The sequence below is a fragment of the Amycolatopsis tolypomycina genome, from assembly GCF_900105945.1.
Taxonomy (GTDB): Bacteria; Actinomycetota; Actinomycetes; order Mycobacteriales; family Pseudonocardiaceae; genus Amycolatopsis; species Amycolatopsis tolypomycina.
The window spans coordinates 1,582,029-1,605,581 of record NZ_FNSO01000004.1 but is presented as its reverse complement, the minus strand read 5'-3'; the positions used below and the strand labels follow the sequence as shown (position 1 = coordinate 1,605,581).

Genomic DNA, 23,553 nt, shown 5'->3' with positions numbered 1-23,553 from the left:
TGACACCGGCTCGCCCGATCACCGAGACTACCGTTGCTAACTCGGTTTAGCAATAATCCACACGCGACGGAGGAGACGATGTTGTCCCGTCGAACACACCACAGCCGTACCCTCGGCACGGTCCTGACCCTCACGCTGGCCGGCGCGCTGGCCGCGTCCTGCTCCGCGCCGGGCGGCAGTGCGACCCCCGGCGACACCACGGCCGCGGCCGTCACCGCGGAGCCGACGTGCGGGAGCGCGCCGGTCACCATGCGCGGGTACTTCGAGACCGGCTTCCCGATGGCCAAGGCGCTCACCGACGAGTTCACGAAGCAGTTCCCGAACGTCAAGTGGGAGGTCCGCGAAGACCAGTTCGCGGTGATCACCCAGAACGCGCCCCGTGTCCTCGCCGACGACCCGCCGGACCTGATGCGCCTGCCGCAGGTGTCCGAGCTGGTCAAGGACGGCCTGCTGAAGAACCTCGACGGGTACGCGAAGTGGTTCGGCTGGGACAAGTGGCCGTCCGGCCAGCTCGCGCAGCTGCGGATGGGCCCCGGCGGCCGGCCGCGCGGCGAGGGCTCGTTGTTCGCGATGGGCCTGAACTTCAGCACGACCGGTGTCTTCTACAACAAGCAGCTCGCCGCCCGGATCGGGCTGACGACGCCGCCGGCCACGCTCGCGCAGCTCGACGAGGCCATGGCGAAGGCGAAGAACGCGGGGATCCAGCCGATCCAGCAGTTCAACGGCGGTGCCACCGGCGGCCTGGCGTTCCCGCTGCAGAACCTGATGGCGTCGCTGGGCCAGCCGGCGCCGATCAACGACTGGATCTACCAGAAGCCCGGCGCCACGATCGACACGCCGGCCAACCTGCAGGCCGCGCAGCACCTCGAGCAGTGGATCAAGGCCGGGTACTTCGCGCCGGACGTCAACGCCGTCGACTACGCGCAGATGGTGAGCCGCTTCACCGGCGGGCAAGGGCTGTTCAGCTTCAACGGCGACTGGGAGTCGGCCAACCTGGACAAGCTGATGGCGGGCAACGCCGGGTTCTTCCCGATGCCGCCGGCGCAGGCGGGTGCCAAGCCCGCGGCCATGTCCGCGCCGCTCACCGTCGGGATCAGCGCCAAGGCGCCGCACGCCGACTGCGCGGCGTTCTTCCTCAACTGGGTGGCGACGAACGGGAAGGCGCGGGAAGTCGCCGTGCAGACCGGCGGCTCGCACCCGATGGGCCCGGCGGACGCCCCGCTGCCGCCGGTCGCGGCGGGCACGGTGACCGCGGGGACGCTCGAAGCCGCCGCCCAGGTCGACCGGGACGGGACCGCGATGGACTTCATCGCCAACGCGACCGGCGCCATCTACGCCAAGAGCTGGACGCCGCAGCTGCAGAAGCTGGTCTCCGGCGAGCAGACCCCGGACGGGCTGCTCAAGTCGGTGCAGCGCGACTACGCCGACCAGGTCGGGAGCTAGCGGCCGATGACCAGCTCGACCGACCTCCGCACGGCCGCGCCGCGACCGTCCACTGTGGCCGGACCGGCGGCGCGGCGCCGTCGCCGGTCCCGCCGCACGGGCTGGGCGGGCTGGCTCTTCGTGGCCCCGGCCCTGATCTTCTACGCCGTGTTCGTGCTGCGGCCGATCGTCCTCACCGTCCAGTACTCGTTCTACGACTGGAACGGCGTCGGCGCGTCCCGCTGGGCGGGCTTCGCCAACTACGGCAAGGTCTTCACCGATCCCGAGCTGTACGAGTCGATCCTGCACGCGTTCGAGCTGATCCTCTTCTTCAGCGGGATCCCCGTGCTGCTCGGCCTGGCGATCGCGGCGACGATCCGGCGCATCGCGACGAGCCGCCTCGCGCTCGTCGCCCGGACCGTGCTGTTCCTGCCGCAGGTCATCCCGCTCGTCGCCGCCGGCATCGCGTGGACGTGGCTGCTGTCGGCGACCGGCGTCGTCAACCAGCTGTTCTCGGCGCTGGGCCTGGGCGAGGTGACGACGGCGTGGCTCGGCGGCTCCTCGACGGCGCTGCCCGCGGTGGGCGCGATCGGCGCCTGGGTCCTGCTGGGCCTGTGCATCCTGCTGTTCCTGTCGGGCATGAGCAAGATCGACCCGGCGCTGTACGAGGCGGCCCGCATCGACGGGGCCGGGGTGGTCCGCGAGTTCTTCGCGATCACGGTGCCGAGCCTGCGCCAGGAGATCGGCGTCTGCGTGACCGTGACGGTGATCGCCGCGCTCGCGAGCTTCGACATCGTCTACGTCTCGACCCAGGGCGGCCCCGGGAACGCCACCATGGTGCCGGGCCTGGAGATCTACTACCTCGCGTTCTCGCAGCGCGAGGTGGGGCTGGCCTCCGCGCTCGCCGTCGTGCTCATGGTGGTCGTGCTCGTGGTCGTGCTCCCGATCCAGCGCGTCTCCCGGGAGGAGAAACCGTGACGGGCACCGCACGGGCCGGTCTCACCGGCCGCATCCTGCTGATCCTGCTGATGGCGGTGACCCTGCTGCCGTTCGTCAGCCTCTTCGTCACCGCCCTGCACCCGGCGGGCAGCTACCCGTCCGGGTTGGCCTGGCCGGCCGACCCGCAGTGGGGCAACTTCGCCCGCGCGTTCGAGGTGGCGCACCTGGGCGAGTTCCTGAAGTCCAGCGCGCTCATCGTGCTCGGCGTCGTCCCGGTCTCGCTGCTGATCGCCACGATGGCCGGCTTCGCCACCGGGCACCTGCGCATGCCCGGCGGCCGCGCGGTGTTCCTGGTCTTCGTCCTCGGCCTGACCCTGCCGTTCGAAGGCATCATCACCCCGCTGTACTTCCAGGTGCGCGACATGGGCCTGCTGAACACCCGGTGGGCGATCATCCTGCCGCTGATCGGCCTGTACATGCCGTTTTCGGTGTACTGGATGCGCGCCCACTTCGTGACCATGCCGCAGGAGCTGTCGGAGAGCGCCCGGGTGGACGGGGTGAGCACGTGGCAGCTGTTCTGGCGCATCCACGTCCCGCTGGCGAAGCCCGCGCTCTCCTCGCTGGCGATCCTGCTGTTCCTGTGGACCTGGAACCAGTTCCTGCTCGCGATCGTGCTGGTGGACGAGCCCACGAAACGCACGATGGCGGGCGCACTGGGCGCGTTCCAGGGCCAGTGGGGCACCGACATCCCGCTGCTGTGCGCCGGTTCGCTGCTGATCCTGACCCCGACACTGGTGGTGTTCCTGATCTTCCAGCGGCGCTTCGTGTCGGCGCTGCTGGCGGGTTCCCTGAAGGGCTGACGGGTCAGGGGCGCGGGACGCGGACGCCGGCCGCGCGGAGCTCGGCTTCGAACAGCTCGGCCAGCCGGGCCGCGACCGGCGTCCGCCCTTCGCCGTGGCGGGCGATCAGCGCGTACCGGGTCGCGGCCTCGGTGCCGGCCTGCAGGCCCGTCACCGTCTTGAGCAGGGCGGGGTTGCCGAGGTAGTGGCGCGCGGCGTCGGCGGCCAGCTCGGCGACGCGGGGATCGTCCGGCGCCCAGGCCTCGGCTTCGGCGGCGCGCCGCGCCAGTTCGAGGAGCCCGGGGTCGTCGAGGGCCTGCTCGAAGTGGGTGAGGTAGTCGTCGAACCCGCCCGGGACCAGCCGCCCGGGCCAGGATCCAGCCTTCCCGGGTGGCCGCCACCTCGGCCGCGGAGAAGCCGCGGCCGGGCATCCGCCGCAGCAGGGCCACCGCGCGGTCGGGCAGCAGCGCCCGGTCGCCGTCGGCGAGCCGGTGCAGGGTGTCCCGCCGTGCGGTCAGCTCCTCGATCCGTTCGGTGAGCCGGCGCCCGACGTCGGCGACCGCGACCGCGAACCCGGCGGCGTCGACGTCGAGCAGGGGCCCGATCTCGGCCAGCGGCACCCCCGCGGCGGCCAGCGTCCGGACCTGCACCAGCCGCAGCAGGTCGGCGGAGCCGTACCGCCGGTAGCCGGAGCTGTCGCGCTCGGGTTCGCCGGCCAGGCCGAGCTTGTGGTAGTGCCGCACCGTTTTCACCGTGACGCCGGCGAAGGCCGCCGCCTGCCCGATGGTGACGCCGTTCCGCATCCGTTCAGCGTGCCCGAAGCTCGGCCGGTTCCCCGGCGAACACCGCGTCGACGAGCCGCTGCTGGGCGGTCCGGAACGCGGTGGCGACGGACATCCCGGGATCGTCGACGCAGTTCAGCGCGGCGGTCAGCGTCTTCCGGCCGTCGAGCGTGCTGTACATGAGCGCCGCGTGGCCCACGGTGGCACCGTTGTGCGAGACGAGGGTGCCGCCGGCGGTGGTCAGCACGAACACGCCGAGGCCGTAGTCCATGCCGGGGATGCCGGTCGGGTGCGGGGTGCGCATTTCGGCCAGCAATCCGGCCGGCAGGAGTTCGCCGCGGTTCAGCGCGCCGATGAACACCTCGAGGTCCCGCGTGGTCGAGATCAGGTCCCCGCCGCCGGAGACCCAGGACGGGTTGTGGCGGCTGACGTCGATCGTCTTCGGCTCGCCGGCCTCCTCGTACCGGTAGCCGGCGCGGGCGTACGGCTCGGGGATCTCCGGCGAGAGGTCCGGCGCGATGGTGCCCGAAAGCCCGAGCGGCAGCAGGATCCGCCGTCGCAGCTCCTCGGCGTACGACCGGCCGGTGACCGCCTCGACCAGCAGCCGGGCCAGCACGTAGTTGGTGTTGGAGTAGCTCCAGCCCGCGCCCGGCACGAACCGCGCCGGCGCGGCCAGCGCCCGCCGGACCAGTTCGCCGGGCGGGTAGCTGCGGAACCGGTTGGCCACCCACTCCGCGCCCGTGTCGCCGTAGGGGATGGGGATGCCGGGCACGACCGTGCCGTCGGCGAGGACCTCGCCGCTGAAGTTGAACACCCCGCTGGTGTGCTGCAGCAGCATCCGCACGGTGATCCGCTCGTCCAGCCCGAGCGACGGCAGGTACACCGCGGCCGGGACGTCCAGCTCGACCGCGCCTTCGGCGACCAGCTGCAGCACCAGGGTGGCGGTGAAGGTCTTGGTGTTGCTGCCGATCCGGACGTACCCGTCGATCGGGGGCTTCGCGACGCCGCCCGGCTCGGCGGTCCCGGCACTGCCGGCCCACTCCCCTCGTTCGTCGTGCACGCGCAGGGTGACTCCGGTGAAGCCGGATCCGGCGATCTCCTCGATCGCCTTCTGCAGTTCCGGACGGTGCTGGTGGCTGTGGGACATCGTCGCGCGCTCCTCGGATCGGGTGCCGGGCTGCTGCCGGCCGCTGCACCGAGCTTCGACCCTGACCTCGGGTCAACCTCAACCATGACCTGGCTCACACCGGGCGGACACGAGCGCGAGGTCCCCCGCCCGGCGTCCCGGCGCCGCGCTAGCATCCCCGCGGCGGCCGCGCCGGACCAGGAGGCGAAGATGGCGGACGAACGCGGCGTCGAAGCCGTCGAGCAGTGGTTCCGGCGGCGCGGGCTGCCCGCCGTCGTGCGGGGGCGCCCGGCGCACCTGCTCGTCCGCACCACCCCGGCGGTCGTCTTCATCGCCGCCTGGCAGCTGCTGACCGCCGTGCTGAACGCCGTGGACGGCCAGACGGACGCCGACTTCGACCGGCTGCTGGACGACGACCTCTTCGCGCTGGGATACGGCGGCCTGCTGCTGGGCCTGGTCGTCGTCCCCGGCCTGAGCTCCTGGCTCACCGCGCGGTGGGTGCGGCGCAAGCTGGTCGACCGCGGCGGGGACGTGCCGGCGGCGGTCATGGCGACCGGGTTCGTGGTCGTCGTGCCGATCGCCGAATGGCTGCTCGAAGACGGCTCGCTGCCGTTCGGCCTGGTGGCGCAGGCGGCGATCCTGGCCGGGCTGTTCGCGGCCGCGTTCGTCGGGGTCGGCTCGATCGTCGGCTGGGCGCTGCGGGCCGCGTTCCGCCAGCTCCGGCTGCTGGGCGAGCTGACCAGCCGGGTACTCCCGCTGCTCCTGCTGTTCACCGTCTTCGGGTTCTTCACCACCGAGATCTGGCAGGTCGGCGCCGCCCTGCCGCGGCAGCGGATGTGGCTGGTCGTCGGGCTCTTCGCCGTGGTCGCCGTGGTGTTCCTGCTCGCGATGCTCAAGGCCGAAGTGACGACGCTGACCCAGTCGCGCACCGCCCCGGTCGGCCTCGACAAGCTGCGCGAAACCCCGCTGGCGCCCTTCCTGGCCGGCGACGTCCCCGCCGAACGCCTCCCGCTCACGAAGCTCGAACGCGCGAACATGGTCCTCGTCCTGGTGCTGACCCAGGTGCTGCAGACCCTCGTGCTCGCCACGCTCGTCTTCGTCTTCTTCGTGGCCTTCGGGATCATCGCGATCCAGCACTCGGTGATCAAGGCCTGGATCGGCCGCGACCCGGCCAGTGGCACCCTATTCGGCATCCAGCTGCCCGTGCCGGAGGAGCTGCTGCAGGTCTCCCTGTTCATCGCCGCGTTCTCCGGCCTGTACTTCGCCGCCTCGACGGTGACCGACGCCAAGTACCGCACCGCCTTCTTCGACCCGCTCGCCGACCACCTGGCCGTCAGCCTCGTGGCCAGGGACCTCTACCTCGACGCCCGGAAGCGGTAGGTCCCCGACCCGACGACCACGACGGTGGCCTTCTTGCCCGCGTCGTACGTCACGCTCGAAACGCCCGGCGCCCAGCGCACCGGCTTGCCCGACTCGGTGACGTTCCCCGCCGGGACCACCACTTCGGCGGTGGTGCCGGCCGGCACGGTCACGGTCATCGTCACCGCGTCGCCGGTGACGGCCCACGCGTTCGACAACCGCCCGTAGACCGTGTCGATGGCGCCCTCGGCGTGGGTGAGCCCGCCGCCGAGGTGCGGCTCGAGCACACTCTTGCGGTAGCCGGCGTCGGCGATCCGGATCCCGCCGATGTTCCGGTGCATCCAGTCGGCGACCGCGCCGTAGGCGTAGTGGTTGAACGAGTTCATGTCCACCGGGCCGAAGGTGCCGTCGGGCTGGATGGAGTTCCAGCGTTCCCAGACGGTGGTGGCGCCCTTGCCGATCTCGTAGCCCCACGACGGGTAGTCCTTTTTGGACAGCAGCGTGTAGGCGAGGTCGTCGCGGCCGATGTTCGTCAGCGCCGGCAGCAGCCACGGCGTCCCGATGAACCCGGTCTTGAGGTGGTTGCCGCTCTGAGCGAGCTTCGCCACGTACTTCTCCCCCGCCCTGGCTCGCAACGCCGGGTCGGTGATCAGCTCCATGCCGAGGGCCAGCGCGTACCCGGTCTGCGAGTTGCCGAGCACCGTCCCGTCCGCGGCCACGTACGCCTTGGTGAACGCGGCGCGGACGTCGTCGTGGAGCTTGGTGTACTCGGCCGCTTCGGCGGCCCGGCCGACCGCCGCCGCCATTTCCGCCATCATCCGGACGTCCTGGGCCCAGATCGCGGTCCCGAGCACGCCCTGGTCGGACGGGTCGTCGAGGTTCAGCCAGCCGTTGGTGAAGAACGTCAGCCGCCCGGTCTCGAGGTTGTCCGGCCCGGCGCTCGCCCGGGCGTAGGCGAAGAACCGGCTCATCGCGTCGTAGTTGTCGCGCAGCACCTGGGCGTCGCCATAGGCGTGCCACAGGGCGTACGGCACGGTGATGAGCGCGTCTTCCCAGCCGACGCCGCTCTCGTCGAACGCGCCGTTCGTGGACGGGACGACCGCCGGGATGGACCCGGTGGGCTTCTGCTCGTCCCGCACGTCGGTCAACCACTTCCCGAGGAACGCCCGCATGTCGCTCAGGTAGCTCGCGGTCGGCGCGAAGATGTTGATGTCGCCGGTCCAGCCCAGCCGCTCGTCGCGCGCCGGGGTGTCGGTGGGGATCGAGAGGAAGTTGCCGCGCGCGCCCCAGGCGACGTTGCTCAGCAGCTGGTTCAGCATGCCGTCGGACGTGCCCAGGGTGCCGGTGCGGCGCAGGTCCGAACCCCACACGACGCCCTGGACGTCGGCGGCGGTCGGCGGGGTGGCGAGCCCGGTGACCTCGACGTAGCGGAAGCCGTGCTGGGTGAACGTCGGCTGGTAGGTGATCGTGCCGTCGTGAGCGAACCGGTAGTAGTCGGTCGCCGTCGCGGCCCGCAGGTTCGCCACGTACGGCGTGCCGTCCGGGTTGAGCACCTCGGCGTGCCGGAGCCGGACCGTGTCGCCGGCCTTGCCGGTGATCTTCACCCGGGCCACGCCGACCATGTTCTGGCCCAGGTCGTAGACGGTCACGCCCGGCGCCGGCGTCGACACGGCTTTCGTGGCCAGGACATGGGTTTCCCGCACCGGCTCGTCCGGCTGCGGCGCCAGCTTGGCCGTGTCCGAGGGCCGCACGACCACCGGCGCCCACGCCGAGTCGTCGAACCCGGCGTCCGCCCAGCCCGGCTGCTCGAGCCGCGCGTCGTAGGTCTCGCCGAGCTGGTTGTCGGTGGCCGCGAACGGGCCGGCGCGCCACTTCCACGACGGCGTCGTGTCGACCCACTGCGTGCTGCCGTCGGTGTAGGTGATCTTCAGCCGCGCGACGAGCGCCAGGTCGGTGCCGTACTGCCCCTTGCCGGCGAGGCCGATCTTCCCGGCCCACCAGCCGTCGCCCAGTGCCGCGCCGAACCCGTTCGCGCCCGCCCGGACGAGACCGGTGACGTCGTAGGTCTGGGACTGGATGCGCCGGGCGTACTCGGTGTAGCCCGGGGCGAGGTACTGGTCGCCGACCTTGCGGCCGTTGAGCGTGAGCTGGTAGACGCCGTGCGCCGACGCGTAGACCCGCGCCTGCGCCACGCGCTTGCCCGGCGTGGTCGCGAACGACGTCCGCAGCAGCGGTTCGTACGAGTCACGGCCGGCCAGCAGGGCGTCGGTGTTCCCGGTGACGGTCAGTTCGCCGTCGGCGACGCTGCCGCCGGTGAACGGGTTGGGCACGGCGAATTCGGGATCCGCCAGCACGGTGCCGTCCGGCCTGGTGACGGTGAACTTCCGCACGGTCACCGACTCCGTCCCGTAGGTGCGCAGGCCGGCCCGCCCGCTCGGGAAGTCCGCCGCGGTGCGCGTGTCGACGACGACACCGTCCAATGTGGTCCGGACGGTGGTGCCTTCGACGGTGTAGGAAACGGTGTGCGTCCCGGCCAGCAGGCCGGCCCGGGTGAACCCGAACGGCCGCAGGTCCACTTCGGCCAGCACCGCGTAGCCGCCGTCGAGCCGGCGGTGCGGCCGCAGCATCGGCACCGACGTCGCGGAGTCGCCGACGTTGAGCTGCCACATGTAGGCGTTGTCGACGTCCCGCGCGCGCAGGAAGGTCCCGAAGGCGACGCTGCCGAGCCGGAAGGTTTCCGTGACGGTGTAGTCGGTCCACTGGTCGTAGGCCGGAGCGGGCCTGCCGATCCAGGCGGCCGAACCCCAGTCGCCCGCGCTGAGCAGGCCGGTTTCGAACCAGGCCGGCGCGCTCCAGCGGCTCGGCGTGCCCCGGTCGTCCCAGATCCGCACGCGCCAGAAGTACCGCGTGCCGGCGGCGAGCGCGGGACCGCCGTAGGCGACATCGACCTGCTGCGCCGACCTGACCCGGCCGGAGCGCCACCCGTCGGCGGCCTGCGGCGACCGCCCGACCTCGACTTCGTAGGCGGTCTGCGTCACGGCCCGGCGGGCGGCGGAGATCTGCCACCCGAAAACCGGGGCGGCACCGGGAATCCCCAGCGGGTTGCTGCGGCCGTTCGTGGTGAGCCCGTCGACGGTGGCTGTGCCGCCACCCGGAGCCGCGGCCGACGTTCCCGGCAGGAACGCGAGCCCCAGCAGGACGACGGCCAGCAGCTTGACTACGGGACGGTGGGCTTTCGTGCGGCGCTGCCTGAAGGCCACGGCTACTCCGAACTGAGAATTGAAACGATTCAACCCGAGGAGACTTTCGTGAGGTTAGGTGACCGCGGTCACCGTCGTCAACACTCGTTTCCCGCGCCGCCTCGGTGAATCCGTCGAACGCCCACCACCCGCCCGATCCGGCCGCCATGATGGCGGCGTGGCCCGTCGCACGCTCCACCCACGCCAGGTCTGGCTCATCGGCGTCCCCCTCAACCTGCTGCTGGCGATCCCGTGCGCCTACCCGGTCGCGTTGGCGCTGCTGGCGCTCCAGGTCACCGCGGGCGAGCTGGGCTGGGCCCAACGCGACCCGACGGTGATCGACGAAGGCGCGGGTTTCGTGATCGGGCTCGGCCTCGTCGCGCTGGTGTGCACGGGACTCGTCGTCTTCGGCCTGAACGCGCTGTTCGCCTTCCGCGCCCCGAAGCTGAACGCGCCGGCCTACTGGATCGCGGTCGCGCTGCTGATCGTGGTTCCCGCCCTCGGCTGGCTCACCGTACGGTGAGCGCATGCACGTGACGCCTCCGCCTGTCACTCGGCCCGTTGCCGCGCCGGCCTGGTGGCAGGTGTCCGGGCCCGGGTTCGCCGCGCTGATCGGATTGTTCGCGCTGACCGCGATCTACCGGTTCGACGGCGGGTCCGAAATCCAGCGCGCGTTCGACCTGTCCGGCCAGAGCCTCCTCCTGATCGGCCTGGTCGCCTACCTGGTCGGCGCGGCCCTCACGGTGCCCGCCGGGCTCGTGCTCGGCCCCCGCTTCCCCACGGCGGTGGCGATCTCCGCGCTCGTCGCCCTGTTCCTCGGCGTCCTGCTGGCCGCCTTCGCCAACGACGGCACGCTCCTGCTGGCCGGCCGCGCCTTCGCGGGTCTCGGCACCGGCGCGGCCGCCGGGACCACCGTCGCGCTGATCACGAAACTCCGGGAACGCCGCGGCGTGGTCACCGGCCTGACCGCCGCCCTCGCCGTGCTCGCCCTGCTGCTCGGGCCGGTCGTCGGCCGGCTGATCTCCGAAGCGCTGGGGTTCCGGCTGGTCCAGCTGGCCACGATCCCGTTCCTGCTGGCCGCGCTCGTCGTCAACGCGGTGATCGGCATCGCCGGGCTCACCTCGGCCAAGCGCCCGGTCCCGCCCGTCCCGAACGGCCCGCCGTACCCGTAACCTGGACGGGCACTCCGCAGGTTCGGTTCCGAACGAGGAGGTCCCCGTTGAGTCACCTGGTGCGATTCGCCGACGGAACCGGCACCACCGGAGTCGGGTTGCTCACCGGCGAACAGCTGCGACCGCTCGCGGTGGCGTCGATGGGTGACCTGCTGCGCCGTCCCGTGGCGGAGATCCGGGAGCTCGCCGAGGCCGCCGGGGAGCCGGTGGCCGCGGGCGGGGTGCGCCTGCTGCCGCCGCTGGACGGGCGGATGGAGGTGTGGGCCGCCGGGGTGACCTACCTGCGGTCGGAGGAGGCCCGCCGCGAGGAAAGCGCCGACGAGGACGTCTACGCGCGGGTGTACCGGGCGAAGCGTCCGGAGCTGTTCTTCAAGTCGGCCGCGTGGCGCGTGGTCACCGACGGCGAGCCGATCGCCATCCGCGTCGATTCCGCCAACAACGTGCCGGAGCCGGAACTCGGCCTGGTGCTGACGGCCGACGGGGAAACCGCCGGGTACGTGGTGGTCGACGACGTCAGCTCCCGCAGCATCGAAGGCGAGAACCCGCTGTACCTGCCGCAGGCCAAGATCTACACCGGTTCGTGCGCGGTGTCGGCGCGGGTGCGCCCGGCGTGGGAGGTGCCGGACCCGCTTTCGCTCGGCCTCCGCATGCGCATCCTGCGCGACGGGCACGAGGTGTTCGCCGGCGAAGCCAGTACCGCCCAGCTCAACCGCGAACCGGCCGAGCTGGTCGAGTACCTGTGGCGGGACAACGACTTCCCCGACGGCGCCGTGCTCTCGACCGGCACGTCCGTCGTTCCGGGACTCGACCTCGGACTGCACCTGGGGGACGTGGTCGAGATCGAGATCGACGAGGTCGGCTCGCTGCGCTCTCCCGTGGTGACGGGCGCGGACGAGGTGCGCCGCGCGCTCGCCGCACGCTGAGCTCGCACGCTCGGCGCCGGAAGGGTTGGCGCGCAACGCGCCCGTGCGGTGCATGGCCGGCACCGCACGGGCCTCCGGCGTCGCTCATTCCGAACGCAGGGTGTCCAACCGGGTCACCTGCCGGAGCAGGGGCATCGTCAGCGCGGTCACCAGCAGCACCGCCACCACCGCCGTGCCCGCCAGGGAGAGCAGCACCGGGACGTCGATGACCATCGGGCGGTCCGCCAGGCGGAGGATCGGCGCGGTCAGCCCGAGTCCCGCCGCGACGGCCAGCACCACGCCGACGACCACCGGAATTCCCGTCTGCCACAGCGCCCCGCGGGCCAGCACCCCGATCGGCACGCCGGCCGCGGACAGTGCCGCGAGCGGCCGGCGCCGTTCGCTGATCTGCTCGATCGAGAGCATGAGCAGGCTCATCGCGGCCACCGCCAGCACGAACAGCGACGCGGTGATCAGCACCGAACGGAAGCTCGACACCAGCTGGCTGTCCCGGGCGCGGTAGTCGCCGAAGTAGTCGCTCTTGGTGACCATGGCGTTCCACGCGAGCGGCTGCAGGGCCTGCGCCACGGCGTCGCTCAGCGCCTGCGGTTGGCCGGCGCCCGACACGTAGACCGAGACCGTCGACTCCGGCAGGGCGAGCCCGCCGAGCGCGCCCGGCGTGACGAGCAGGCTGCCGTCTTCGCCCGACATTTCTTCCGACGCCACGATTTTGATGCCGGACGGCAGTGTCCACTCCGGACCGTCGACCGTCCGGCCGCGGCCGTAGCCCTGCAGGCGCACCCGGCCGGCCGGGGCGGTCGCGCCCGGCGCCGGCACGAGGTAGAAGACGTCGCCGTCGGCGCAGTCGCCGATGTTCGCCCGCGCCTTGAGCGCCACGCAGTCGCCGACGGCGCCGTAGGTCCGCACCGCTGCGGACCGGAACCCGATGGTGCGGACCGGGTGCGTCCCGGTCACCCCGGGTACGGCCCCCGCCAGCTTGGTGACCTCGGCCTCGTGCCCGGCGGCCGTGGACACCCGGACCGGCACCGCGGCCAGGCCGTCCGGGACGGTCACGTGCCGGTCGGCGGCGGACAGCGACGTGACTACTCCCTGGGTCAGGATCGTGCCGGCCAGCACGACGACCAGGCCGGACACCACGCGGCTGGCCGTGCCGCTGTCCAGCTGCAGCCGCCGGATCGCGAGCTGCCACGACGGCGGACCGCCGTGCAGCAGCCCCACGAGCCGCTCGACCAGCCACGGCAGCAGGGCCGTCACGCCCACCAGCAGGAACACGCTGCCCGCCGTGAGCGCCAGCCCGGCGGCGGTGTCGCCGTCGCCGCGGTCGAACGCCAGGGTGACGGCCAGGAACAGCACGCCGACCGCGGTGATCGCCCAGCGCCACCACATCCGCCGCCGCACCGGTTTGCCCTGCCGGACCACGCCAAGCGGTTCCACGATGGTGCGGCGCAGCCCGAACAGCGCCGAGCCGACCGCGAGCCCGGGCACCACCAGCACGACCACCACGGCCAGCGGCCACGACGGAACGAAGTCCTGCGGGAAGATCCGCAGGCCGAAGGGCAGGATGTCCGCGACGAACGTGCGCAGCACGGCGAACAACCCGATGCCGGCCACGAGCCCGATCACCGCCCCGACCAGCGCCTCCGCCGCCGCGACCCGCTTGACCTGCCGCGCGTCGAGGCCGATCAGCCGCAGCGCGGCGAGCCGGCGTTCCCGCTGCGCCGCGCCCATCCGCGACGCGGTGGTCACGAAGATCAGCAACGGCAGCAGCAGGACGGCCGCGATCGGCAGGATGAAGGCCAGCATCGCCGCCGACAGCCCGACCCCGGTGTAGGGGTGGCCGAACGCGTAGACCCGGTTGGCCTCGTCGCCTTCGGCCTCGACCTGGGCGGCCGTCGCCCCGTAGTACGCGGTGAGGTCACCGGCGTCGGAAACGCCCTCCCACGAGATCTGCCCGGCGACGCGACCCGGCAGGTGGGCCGCCAAGGTACCGCCGCCGGCCGACGCCAGCTTCGCCGCGAGCTCCGGCGACACGAGCAGCTCGCCCGGCGCGGGCAGCCGGTCGAGGCCCGGCGGCACCGGCGAGCCCGGCCCGGTCGCCGCGACCGCGGTGACCTTGACGACCTCCTCGCTGATCAACGGCAGCCAGTCGTAGGTCAGCAGCGGGTCGACGCCCGCCCGCGGCTCGGTGACCGGCTTGATCGCCGCCGCCCGCTCCGCCTGCGCGCCGACCAGGTGGTGGACCGCGGCGGCGGGCAGCAGCACGGCGACGGCGAGGGCGATCCCGAACGCGGTCATCGCCAGGCGCAGCAGCGCCGCACCGGACATCCGGCCGCCCCCGACGGCCAGCCGGAGGCCCAGCACGAGATCCCGCATCATGCGACCAGCTCCCGGTCGACCGTGCGCCCGTCGCGCACCGTGATTTCCCGGTCCGAGTAGGCGGCGACCCGCGGCTCGTGGGTCACCAGGACGACCGCGGCGTGCGTCTCCCGCGCCGCTTCGGTGAGCATCCGCATGACCTTTTCGCCGTTGAGCGAGTCGAGTGCACCGGTCGGCTCGTCGGCGAAGACGACCTTGGGCCCGGTCACCAGCGCCCGCGCCACCGCGACCCGCTGCGCCTGCCCGCCGGACACGTCGCCGGGGCGGCGCTTCGCCAGCGCGTCGACCTCGAGCCGGGCGAGCCATTCGGTCGCCTTCGCTTCGGCCTGCTTGCGCCGGGCCCCGGTCAGCCGCAGCGGAAGCGCGACGTTCTCGAGGCAGGACAGCTCGGGCACGAGCTGGCCGAACTGGAACACGAAGCCGAAGTCGGTGCGCCGCAACGCACTCCGTCCCCGGTCGTTCATCGCGACGAGGTCGGCGCCGCGGTAGCTGATGGAACCGGAGTCCGGCCGGACGATGCCGGCGAGACAGTGCAGCAGCGTCGACTTGCCCGACCCGGACGAGCCCATGATCGCGAGCACCTCCCCCGCCGAGACGGACAGCGCAGCCCCGTCGAGCGCCTGCGTGGCACCGAACGCCTTGTGCAGGTCCTTGCCGACGAGCAACGGGGTCCCGGTCATCAGCGCACCGCCTTTTCGAGTTCGCCGAGGCGCGCGGCGGTCAGCTCCAGCCACCGCAGGTCCGCCTCGAGGTGGAAGAGCGCGTGATCGCAGATCAGCTGATCGGCGAGGTCGCCCGCGTTCTTGCGTTTGGTGAGCGCGCGCATGGCGTTCAGGTGCTCGCCGCGCTGGACGGTGAGCACGTCGGTGGCGCTGCGCCCGGACAGCAGCGCGAGCACGACCTTGGTGTAGAGCGTGTTCTGCAGGTACGGCTGCGGGTTCTCCGGAGTCCGCAGCCACGTCTCGACGTCGGTGACCCCGGCGTCGGTGATCGTGTAGCGCTTCCGCTCCGGACCTTCACCGCTCTCGACGCCCGCCACCTCGACCATGCCGTTGCGCAACAGCCGCGACAACGTCGAATAGACCTGGCCGTAAGCCAGCGGGCGGTCCTGCCCGAACTGCTCGTCGTACGCCCGCTTCAGGTCGTAACCGTGCCGCGGGCCGGACTCGAGCAGTCCGAGCAGGGTATGCGAAATCGACATTCCCCTGATCCCTCCTTGACCCCGGTACGCCGAGGCCGCGGATCACTATACCGGAGGTGTATACCTCGCATGTATACCATCAGGGAATAGTAGATCTTCGCAGTTCAGGGCCGCCTTCCCCGGCTACCTCAGCCGATACCCCCGGATGATCGTCTGGTCGACGGTGTTGCCCGCACTGTCGGTCGCGGTGGCCCGCAACGACACGAAGGCGGCCCCGGCGGGGTGCCGCAGGCCGGCGAGCCACTGTCCGTCGCCGCGCCACACGGGCACGGCCTGCCAGGTGCCGCCGTCGTCGTAGGACACCCGGACCGTCAACGAAGTGATTCGGGCTTGCTGGTCGGTGTGCTCCACCCGCACCGGAACGACGAACGGGACACCACCCGGCGCACGGTTGTGGTCGTCCAGCCACGGCGTGAACCGCACCGCCATCAGGGGGATGGGCCGCACCTCGGCTCCCGGCACGGTGCCCGACCGGAACGTCCAGTCCGCGGTGACCTTCGTCGACAGCTCGGCCGAGCCGCTCCGCACCGCCTCGCTGTGCAAGCGGTACGGGCTCTCCCCCGGCGGCACGTCGAACTCGTGGTAGCCCACCCACGGCTGGCTGCCGATCCGCTCGGTTCCCCGGTACAGCACGGTTTCGGCGGAGTCCGTCACCGACTGTCCATAGTGGCCGGACGACGAGTCGCCGAACGGCCACAGGTCGAAGTACACCGTGTCACCGGTCCGGCCCGCCCACTCCGCCGGGGACCCGGGATACGGCGGGAAGGCCGGCCCGAACACCCCGGTGTTCCAGTGTTCGGCCACGGACTCGCCCCGCCGGAACGTCCTCGGCACGCTCTGCGTGGACCAGTAGTACAGCGGCTTTTCCGCGGGCTTGCCGAAGAAACGGTCCCAGGGCGTGTCGGGGGTGTAGTACTCCTGGAGCGTGAACGGAAGCGGCGTCCGCACCGTGAAGTCGCGTTCGCCGATCTCCCCGCTGCCGCTCGCGGCGTGCGTGGACCGGACGGTGGCGAGGTCGCGATCGGCGAAGTGCCGCACGAGCTCGGCCGGTACGCGGCCCTGCTCCGCCCACCGGAGGTGGTACAGGTACGGACTTCCGGTGAAGCCGCCCTGCCCGTCGCGCCGGGCGAGCAGCCCTTCCGCGGTGTAGGTGAACTCCGGCGCGCTCGTGGCCGAGGGACGCACCCACACCTTGTCGAACGATCCGAAGTCGCGGAACCCCGTCTCGCCGAAGGATGTGGTGCGCAGGAACGACTGGATCGTCTCGGAGTCGCCGGGGTCCGGCCGGTCCACCTTCATGCCGACGGGTTTGGCGTCCCGGGCGTCGATGGCCATCCCGGTGTCCCCGGTGACGGTGATCTCCGGCTCGGCGAACAGCGCCCTGATCAGCTCGTTGCCGTCGTTCCGGCCGAGGACGGTGGCGTGGAAGAAGTACCGGCCGGGTGGCAGCCGGACGACGGCCGACCCGGTCCGCACGGTGGCCAGGTACGCCGCGGGCCGGTCGAGGCCGACGAAGCGGTAGTCGGCGATCTGTGCGGGTTTTCCCTGCCAGTCGCGGAAGTCGAGCTTGACGTCGTGGTTCTCGGCCTCCCGCTGGAGGCCGAGCGGGGTGCGGACCACGTTCCCGCCACCGGTGGCGACGACCGTGCCGCCGTAGGTGCCGTCCGGACCGTCGACCGACGTGTCCGCGGTCAGCGTGGCAGTGGCCTGCCCGCCCGCGGGCACCTCGAGCGTGCGCGGCGCCACGGTGAACATCCCGGCGGGCGCCGGTTTCCCCGCCTCGTCACGCACGGCCACGGCCAGGTCCAGGGTGACCGGGGTGGGGCCGGTGTTCCGGTAGGTGAGAACCGTCGGGATCGGCTGGTCGTCCCCGTGCGGCCACCGCGCCTGTCCGAGGGACACGCTCGCCGGGGTGGCCGACACGGGCTGGCTGACCGCCCGTGCGACGTCGACCCGGCCAGCGCCCTGTTCGTACACCGACAGCCCGTCGCGGGGCGCGGCACTGCCCATCAGCGCGGACTTCAGCCGCGCCGGGTCCCAGTCCGGGTGCATCCCGGCGAGGATCGCCGCCGCGCCGGCCACGTGCGGTGCCGCCATCGACGTGCCGGACAGGGCCGTGTAGGCGTCGTCGACCGGCGTCCCGATGCTCCCGTTCTTCGCGCGGGCGGCGACGATGCCCACCCCCGGCGCGGTGAGGTCCGGCTTGATCGCGCCGTCGCCGGCGCGCGGGCCACGGCTGGAGAACTCGGCCAGCGCGTCGTCGCCGTCCACCGCCCCGACCGTCAGCGCGGCGTCCGCGACGCCGGGGCTGCCGATCGACCCGCCGCGCGGGCCCTTGTTCCCGGCGGAGACCACGAACAGCGCGCCCGACTGCGCGGTGAGCCGGTTCACCGCCTCCGACAGGACGTCCACGCTCGGGTCCTTGCCACCGCCCACCGGCCCGCTCAGGCTCATCGCGATGACGTCGGCCCCCTGCGCGGCCGCCCACTCCATGCCCGCGACGACCGAGGACTCGGTGCCGTCGCCGTTGTCGTCGAGCACCTTCCCCACCAGGAGCCGGGTGTCGGGAGCGACGCCCCGGAACCGGCCGGCCGAGGCCGCGCCGCTGCCGGTGATGATCGACGCGACGTGCGTGCCGTGGCCGACCCGGTCGTCGGTGCCGCTGGGACTTCCGGTGAAGTCCCGGGTCCCGGCCACCGCATCGGCGAGGTCCGGGTGGGTGGTGTCGATGCCGGTGTCGAGGACGGCGACGGTCGTGCCCCCGCCGGTGTACCCGGCCTGCCAGGCCTGCGGCGCACCGATCTGCGGCACGCTGTGGTCCAGGTCGACGTGCACCGGACCGTCGAGCGCCACCCGCTGGACACCGGGCGACAGCGTCGTCTGGCCCCCGGCGTCCAGCGCCGTCCACACCGCGGACATCGCGTCCTTGGCCGGGCGGATGGCGGTGGCTCCGACGCTGGGCAGCTCGCGGCCGCCGGCGACGGCCGCGAGCCCGGCGCGCAGGCCGCGGCCGGCGTGGGTCACCACCAGCGGCAGGTCCCGCCGGGCTTCGTCGTGGTAGCCGGCCTCGACCAGTGCCGAGATGTCGAACAGCCGCGGGTCGAGCTGTCCGCCCGCGACGAGCGCCGCGACGTCGCGAGGGACCACGACGCTGTGCCCGTTCTCGTCGATCCGCTGCTCGAAACCGACGTGCTCGCGGCCCGGCGCGGGTCTCACCCGGACGTCGTCGCGGCCGGTCAGCGTCACCCGGTCGCCGGTGACGAGGGTGACGGTCTTCCCGGCCGGCCGGGCCGGTGCGGCGGCGGCGATGGTGTTCGCGGACGCGGCCGGTGGGGAGAGCACGGCGGCGAGCGCGACGACGGCCAGCGCCGCGTGGCCGAGGCGTCGTCCGGTCAGGCGCGTCACGAGGTCGCCCCCACCGAGTCGACGACCACCTGGTCGGTGCTGGACCAGGCGATCACGGTTCCGGCAGGCACGTCGGCCCCGGCCGTCGCGACCATCCTGGTGCCGAGCACCCGGGAGGTCACCGGGTCGAGGATGATTTCGCTGCGGAAGCCTTCCCCGTCCCGGCCGATGGCCACGCCGGCGCGGCCGCTCAGGTCGACCTGGCCCGGCACCCGCTCGATGCCCGGCAGCAGAGCGATGGCCTGGTACAACGCCGTGCGGACCGCCGGCGTGAGCAGCGCGTCGGCGCGGGCGGCGAAGCTCGCGGCCGTCTTGAAGGTCAGGTAGTCGGCGTCGTGCTTGGTGCTCTTGCCCGCGGCCTCCCGGAACACCGCCAGCAGCTGCTCCGGGTCGGTCGGCAGACTCGCCACCCAGGACAACGTGGGGTTGCTGACGCCCGGTTCCTTCGGCTCGGCGACCGGCAGTTGTTCCTTCGGATTGCCGTTCGGGTTCGGGTACACCTGGGTGCGCGGCTTCGGCAGGGACTTGCCGTTGTCGGCGAGCTTGCGCGCGTCGGCGTCCGTCGACGGGCGTGCGTTGAGGTTGGTCGTCATCTCCATGCGCACCGTCCGCAGCCCGTCCGCCGCGAACCACGCCTTGGTCTCGTCCCCCCAGACCACCTGGGCCTCGCCGTCCGCGCCCACCGGGATCCCGTGCACACCCTGACCGCGCATGTGCGAGTACACGAACTGGCCGGGCCGGACCGCCAGCGGCCGGAGGGCACTGGTGTGAGCCGCGAGCGTGATCAGCGCTTCGCGAGCCGGGGTGTCCGCGCCGACGAGCGGTGTGGGGGTGCCGGGCCGGGCCGGGCCGCCACTGGTCGGAAGCGCGGCCGAGGGAGAGCCGCCGTCGCCCGGCTGCACCGCGATGGCGATGCCCAGGCCCGCGACCAGCGTGACCGACGCGGCGACGAGCACCACGCGCCCCCGGTGGCGGGGTGCCGGCGGAGCCTGCATCGACCGGAGGGCCTTGGCGCGCATCCTGGCGAGGCTGCCGTGGTCCGGGGCGGGGGTGTGGAGGACGGACCGGAGCAGGGTGATCTCGTGCTGCTCGTCCGGTGCTTGCCGGGTGTTCATGGGGTCATCTCCGGGGAGGCGGATACGTTGGCATGGGCGGGCAGGACGTCACGCAGCCGTTTCCTGGCCCGGTGCAGCGCGGAACGCACGGTCCCGACCGGGATCCCGAGCGCGGTGGCGATCTCGGCGTAGTCCAGGTCCGCCAACGCGAAGAGCAGGAGCACGTCCCGCTGCCGGCGCGGCATCTGTTCGAGAGCCGAACTGATCAACCGCACGTACTCGGTGGCGTCGGTGCGCTCGACAGCCCGCTGCGCAGGCTCATCACTCGTGGCAAGAGGCGGCACCACCTTCGCCATGGCGCGATACCGCGCAACCTCCTGCCGCCAGCGCCGCCGCAGCAGGTTGGTGGCGATCCCGTACAACCACGGCAGGGCGTTCACCCGGCCGGCGTCGTACCGATCCCGCTGCTTGAAGGCCAGGCAGAACACATCGGCGACCACGTCCTCCGCCACCCCGGCCCCGACCCGGCCGGCGCAGTACCGGTGCAACACGCCCGCATACCGGTCGAACAACACCCCGAACTGCTCGGCGTCCCCGGCCACGAGCTCCGCATCCGACTCCGGCAACCCCACCACCGGCGGATCGCTGTCTCCCACAGAACGCAACGAAGTCATGCCCCCTCTTTGCCACTATCCCCCTCGCGAGTTCCCCGACCCCGCGGGAGACGGAGCCGGCCGGACAAAGCGGCCGCTTACAATGGACCAGTCCGTGCCTGCCGGCCGGGCGGCGGAGCTGGGAGGGACCACCGGATGTCGATGTCGCTGTCGGCCGAACTCTGGCCGGACGTGCAGCCGGAGACCGCGCGACGGCTCATGCTGGCCGGTGTCGAAGCCTTTGCCCAGCGCGGCTACCACGCCACCACCACGCGGGACATCGCCGGCGCCGCGGGGATGTCGCCCGCCGCGCTCTACGTGCACTTTCCCTCGAAGGCCGCGCTGCTGTTCGCCATCAGCCGGTACGGCCACGAGCAGACCCTCGCGCTGGTCGAGAACGTCGTCGCCAAGGAAGCCGACCCCGTCGAGCGGATCCGGCTGATCGTCGAGGACTTCGTGGCCTGGCACGCGCGGCGCCACACCGTGGCGCGGGTTGTCCAGTACGAGCTGCAGGCGCTGCCCGAGCAGGAGTTCGAGGTGGTCGCCGCGCTGCGGCGCCGGATCGAGCGGATCGTGCGGGAAGTCATCGCCGAGGGCGTCGACGGCGGCGTGTTCACCGTGTCCGATCCGCACGTCGCCGCGCGGGCGGTGCTCTCGCTCGGTGTCGACGTCGCCCGGTGGTACAGCGAGCGCAGCCGCCAGACGCCGGCCGCCCTCGGCAAGGAGTACGGCGGCCTTGTCCTGCGCATGCTCGGAGTAGCGGACACACCCTGACCGCTATCTGCGGCAAGGTGGCCTGGTGCACCCCGTCCTGGACTCGCGGGCCCTCAACCGCGCCGCCCTCGCCCGGCAGCTGCTGCTCGACCGCGCCGAGCTGCCCGTGCTCGACGCCGTCACCCACCTCGGCGGCCTGCAGGCGCAAGAGCCGCAGGAGCCGTTCACCGGGCTGTGGTCGCGGCTGCGCGCGTTCGACCCGGCCGCGCTGGACACGCTGCTGACCGGACGGCGGGTCGTGCGGACCCACCTCATGCGCCGCACCGTCCACCTGCTCGCCGCCGACGACGTCCTGGCGTGGCGGAGCCGGTTCGACGGGATGCTGCGGCAGCGGGTGGTCACCACCTACCGGCGCGAGCTGGCAGCGGTGGACCCGGCCGAGCTCGCCGCGGCCGGCCGGGCGGTGCTGGCCGACGGCGAGCCCCGCTCGATGGGCGAGCTCGCGCGGGCGGTCGCCGACCGGTGGCCCGACGCGGGCCCGCGCCCGCTCGGCGAGCTGCTGGTCGCGGCGCTGATCCCGTCGGTGCAGCTGCCGCCGCGCGGGCTGTGGCGCACCAAGGCGGGGGTGAAGAACCTACCCCTGGCCGCGTGGCTGGGCCGCGACGCCGACCCGCTCGACCCGGACGACGGCGTCGGCCGGACGCTGGTCCGCCGCTACCTGGCGGCGTTCGGCCCGGCGGCCACGGCGGACCTGCGCGCGTGGTCCGGCCTGACCGGGCTGCCGGCCGCGGTCAAGGCCGTGCGCGACGAGCTGGTGGTCTTCCGCGACGAGCGCGGCCGCGAGCTGCTCGACCTGCCCGACGCGCCGCGCCCCGACCCGGACACCCCGGCGCCGGCCCGGTTCCTGCCCGCGTTCGACAACGCGATCCTCGGCTACGACGACCGGTCCCGCATCATCGACGACGCCCACCGCGGGCTGTCCGTGGCGGGCGAGCGCGTGCTCCTGCTCGACGGCCGGGTGGCGGCGACGTGGACGGTCGAGGAGAACGCCGTGACAGTGCGGCCGCTGCGCCCCCTCACGAAGGCCGAACGCGGCGAGGTGACCACCGAAGGAAGTGCGCTGGCCGCCTTCCTGAGCGACGGCGAGAGCGACCGGGTGCGGCTCAAATCGAGCTAGCTCCCAGCGCCCCAATGTGGCGTTCGGTGCATCCAACGCACCCAATGTGGCGTTCGGTGCGTCTGACGCAACCAACGCCACATTGGGGCGCTTGAGCCAGGTCAGCCGACCGCGCGGGCGAACCGCTCCGCCACCTCCCGCAACCGCTCGACCAGACCCGGCGGCGCCTCCTCGACCACGAAGTCGTACCCCAGCTGGGCCAGGTAATACGGCACCGCATCCAGGTTGCTCGCACCCGTGCGCAGCAGGCAGCTGTGCTCGTCCACCTCCTCCACCACCCCCGCCGTCGGCGGGATGCGGTGGGCCAGCGCGGTGGCCGGGGCGGCCACCCGCAGCACCAGCCGGTGTGGGTACACCTCGGTCGAGATCTGGCGGGCGACGTACTCCGCGAGGTCCGCCGCCGGTGGTTCGCGCGGGGTGAACCGGAAGCCCGGCACCGGCACTCCGTCGATCCGGTCGGCCCGGAACGTGCGCCAGGCCGCGCGGTCGAGGTCGAAGGCGACCAGGTACCAGCGGCGTCCCGTGCACACCAGCCGCAGCGGCTCGACCGACCGGTCCGTCGCCGCGCCGGAGGAGCCGGCGTAGCCGAACCGCAGCCGCTCCTGGTCGCGGCAGGCCGTGGCGAGCACCGTCAGCACCTCGGCGTCCACCGTCGGGCCGGCGCCGGGCAGGGCCACCGTCGCCGCCTGGAGGGCGCCGACCCGGGAGCGCAGGCGGGCCGGCAGCACCTGCTCCAGCTTCGCCAGCGCGCGCACCGACGTCTCCTCGATACCACCGACCATGCCGCCGACCGTGCCGCTCGCCGCCGTGCGCAGGCCGACCGCGACGGCCACGGCTTCGTCGTCGTCCAGCAGCAGCGGGGGCAGCGCCGCCCCCGCGCCGAGCCGGTAGCCGCCGGCCACGCCCGGGGTCGCGTGCACCGGGTAGCCCAGTGACCGCAGCCGCTCGACGTCGCGGCGGATCGTGCGGACGTCGACCTCGAGCCGCGTCGCGAGGTCGGCGCCCGGCCAGTCCCGGCGTGCCTGCAGGAGCGAGAGCAGCCTGAGCAGGCGTTCCGCGGTGCCGTACATGGCACGCAGTGTGCCAGACATCGAGGACAGAAACAGTCCGCGATCCGCCGGATCGGGCAGCCGGGTGGTCAAACACTTGCCAGGCACCGCCCCGGGCGGAA

Annotated in this window: 20 protein-coding genes and 1 pseudogene; 10 read left to right on the top strand and 11 right to left on the bottom strand. The window is 72.7% G+C overall.

The annotated features are described in order from the left end of the window. Positions 1–81: 81 nt before the first annotated feature. From BLW76_RS18135 to BLW76_RS18125, 3 genes are read left to right on the top strand one after another with little or no spacing between them, the layout of a single operon-like run. Entirely contained in the window at positions 82–1,443 is a 1,362-nt protein-coding gene (locus BLW76_RS18135) for an ABC transporter substrate-binding protein (protein WP_208613326.1), read from the top strand. A 6-nt stretch (positions 1,444–1,449) separates the two neighbouring features. Next, complete coding sequence (locus BLW76_RS18130) at positions 1,450–2,400, top strand: carbohydrate ABC transporter permease (protein WP_091308763.1); 951 nt, start codon at positions 1,450–1,452, stop codon at positions 2,398–2,400. Next, on the top strand, positions 2,397–3,221 hold the full coding sequence (locus BLW76_RS18125) for a carbohydrate ABC transporter permease (RefSeq protein WP_208613325.1): 825 nt from the start codon (positions 2,397–2,399) through the stop codon (positions 3,219–3,221). Before BLW76_RS18130 ends, BLW76_RS18125 begins: the two co-directional genes overlap by 4 nt. 4 nt (positions 3,222–3,225) lie before the next feature. On the opposite strand, the gene BLW76_RS49630 is transcribed toward BLW76_RS18125, so the two are convergent. Further along, a complete protein-coding gene (locus tag BLW76_RS49630) occupies positions 3,226–3,375 on the bottom strand; it encodes a hypothetical protein (RefSeq protein ID WP_244170206.1) in 150 nt (49 codons plus the stop codon). Between the two features lie 215 nt (positions 3,376–3,590). On the opposite strand from BLW76_RS49630, the gene BLW76_RS49625 reads away from it, so the two are divergent. Further along, on the top strand, positions 3,591–3,887 hold the full coding sequence (locus BLW76_RS49625; protein WP_244170205.1) for a hypothetical protein: 297 nt from the start codon (positions 3,591–3,593) through the stop codon (positions 3,885–3,887). Here BLW76_RS49625 and BLW76_RS49620 read toward each other — a convergent pair. Then, positions 3,851–4,003 (bottom strand): annotated as a pseudogene (locus BLW76_RS49620) (MerR family transcriptional regulator); the annotation flags it as partial. The gene BLW76_RS49625 and the pseudogene BLW76_RS49620 overlap by 37 nt on opposite strands. A 4-nt stretch (positions 4,004–4,007) precedes the next feature. Further along, positions 4,008–5,129 carry a serine hydrolase domain-containing protein gene (locus tag BLW76_RS18115; RefSeq protein WP_091308761.1) on the bottom strand — a complete coding sequence of 374 codons (1,122 nt, stop codon included), beginning with the start codon at positions 5,127–5,129 and terminating at the stop codon, positions 4,008–4,010. Positions 5,130–5,213: 84 nt separating this feature from the next. On the opposite strand from BLW76_RS18115, the gene BLW76_RS18110 reads away from it, so the two are divergent. Further along, positions 5,214–6,488, top strand: coding sequence for a hypothetical protein (locus BLW76_RS18110; protein ID WP_244170204.1), 1,275 nt, complete (start codon positions 5,214–5,216; stop codon positions 6,486–6,488). Here BLW76_RS18110 and BLW76_RS18105 read toward each other — a convergent pair. Continuing rightward, positions 6,464–9,727 carry an alpha-L-rhamnosidase gene (locus tag BLW76_RS18105; protein ID WP_244170203.1) on the bottom strand — a complete coding sequence of 1,088 codons (3,264 nt, stop codon included), beginning with the start codon at positions 9,725–9,727 and terminating at the stop codon, positions 6,464–6,466. The two genes, BLW76_RS18110 and BLW76_RS18105, sit on opposite strands and share 25 nt — an antisense overlap. Positions 9,728–9,884: 157 nt before the next feature. Between BLW76_RS18105 and BLW76_RS18100 the strand changes: the two genes are divergently transcribed. The 3 genes from BLW76_RS18100 to BLW76_RS18090 are packed head-to-tail and all read left to right on the top strand — an operon-like array spanning position 9,885 to position 11,801. Beyond that, positions 9,885–10,229, top strand: a complete 345-nt coding sequence (locus BLW76_RS18100) for a hypothetical protein (protein ID WP_091308757.1) — start codon at positions 9,885–9,887, stop codon at positions 10,227–10,229. 4 nt (positions 10,230–10,233) lie between these two features. Continuing rightward, entirely contained in the window at positions 10,234–10,878 is a 645-nt protein-coding gene (locus BLW76_RS18095; protein ID WP_091308755.1) for an MFS transporter, read from the top strand. A gap of 47 nt (positions 10,879–10,925) precedes the next feature. Next, positions 10,926–11,801 carry a fumarylacetoacetate hydrolase family protein gene (locus tag BLW76_RS18090; RefSeq protein WP_091308753.1) on the top strand — a complete coding sequence of 292 codons (876 nt, stop codon included), beginning with the start codon at positions 10,926–10,928 and terminating at the stop codon, positions 11,799–11,801. Between the two features lie 84 nt (positions 11,802–11,885). Here the strand turns inward: BLW76_RS18090 and BLW76_RS18085 are convergent, their stop codons facing one another. The 6 genes from BLW76_RS18085 to BLW76_RS18060 form a co-directional block, all read right to left on the bottom strand. Next, positions 11,886–14,177 (bottom strand): FtsX-like permease family protein, encoded by a 2,292-nt coding sequence (locus BLW76_RS18085; protein WP_091308751.1) that lies wholly within the window; start codon positions 14,175–14,177, stop codon positions 11,886–11,888. Beyond that, positions 14,174–14,857 carry an ABC transporter ATP-binding protein gene (locus BLW76_RS18080; protein WP_091308748.1) on the bottom strand — a complete coding sequence of 228 codons (684 nt, stop codon included), beginning with the start codon at positions 14,855–14,857 and terminating at the stop codon, positions 14,174–14,176. Before BLW76_RS18080 ends, BLW76_RS18085 begins: the two co-directional genes overlap by 4 nt. After that, on the bottom strand, positions 14,857–15,378 hold the full coding sequence (locus tag BLW76_RS18075) for a PadR family transcriptional regulator (RefSeq protein ID WP_091308745.1): 522 nt from the start codon (positions 15,376–15,378) through the stop codon (positions 14,857–14,859). Before BLW76_RS18075 ends, BLW76_RS18080 begins: the two co-directional genes overlap by 1 nt. 123 nt (positions 15,379–15,501) lie before the next feature. Further along, positions 15,502–18,783: a S8 family serine peptidase gene (locus BLW76_RS18070; protein ID WP_091308744.1), complete on the bottom strand. Its 3,282-nt coding sequence runs from the start codon at positions 18,781–18,783 to the stop codon at positions 15,502–15,504. After that, a complete protein-coding gene (locus BLW76_RS48535; protein WP_091308742.1) occupies positions 18,780–19,898 on the bottom strand; it encodes a CU044_5270 family protein in 1,119 nt (372 codons plus the stop codon). The genes BLW76_RS18070 and BLW76_RS48535 overlap by 4 nt, the downstream gene beginning before the upstream one ends. Continuing rightward, positions 19,895–20,512 carry an RNA polymerase sigma factor gene (locus BLW76_RS18060; RefSeq protein WP_091308739.1) on the bottom strand — a complete coding sequence of 206 codons (618 nt, stop codon included), beginning with the start codon at positions 20,510–20,512 and terminating at the stop codon, positions 19,895–19,897. The genes BLW76_RS48535 and BLW76_RS18060 overlap by 4 nt, the downstream gene beginning before the upstream one ends. Positions 20,513–20,647: 135 nt before the next feature. Between BLW76_RS18060 and BLW76_RS18055 the strand changes: the two genes are divergently transcribed. Beyond that, positions 20,648–21,265 carry a TetR/AcrR family transcriptional regulator gene (locus BLW76_RS18055; RefSeq protein WP_091308736.1) on the top strand — a complete coding sequence of 206 codons (618 nt, stop codon included), beginning with the start codon at positions 20,648–20,650 and terminating at the stop codon, positions 21,263–21,265. 25 nt (positions 21,266–21,290) lie between these two features. Continuing rightward, positions 21,291–22,382 carry a winged helix DNA-binding domain-containing protein gene (locus BLW76_RS18050; RefSeq protein ID WP_091308734.1) on the top strand — a complete coding sequence of 364 codons (1,092 nt, stop codon included), beginning with the start codon at positions 21,291–21,293 and terminating at the stop codon, positions 22,380–22,382. A gap of 101 nt (positions 22,383–22,483) precedes the next feature. On the opposite strand, the gene BLW76_RS18045 is transcribed toward BLW76_RS18050, so the two are convergent. Further along, the gene (locus BLW76_RS18045; RefSeq protein WP_167384642.1) at positions 22,484–23,452 is read right to left on the bottom strand and encodes a helix-turn-helix transcriptional regulator; all 969 of its coding nucleotides are present in this window, start codon (positions 23,450–23,452) and stop codon (positions 22,484–22,486) included. Positions 23,453–23,553 lie beyond the last annotated feature (101 nt).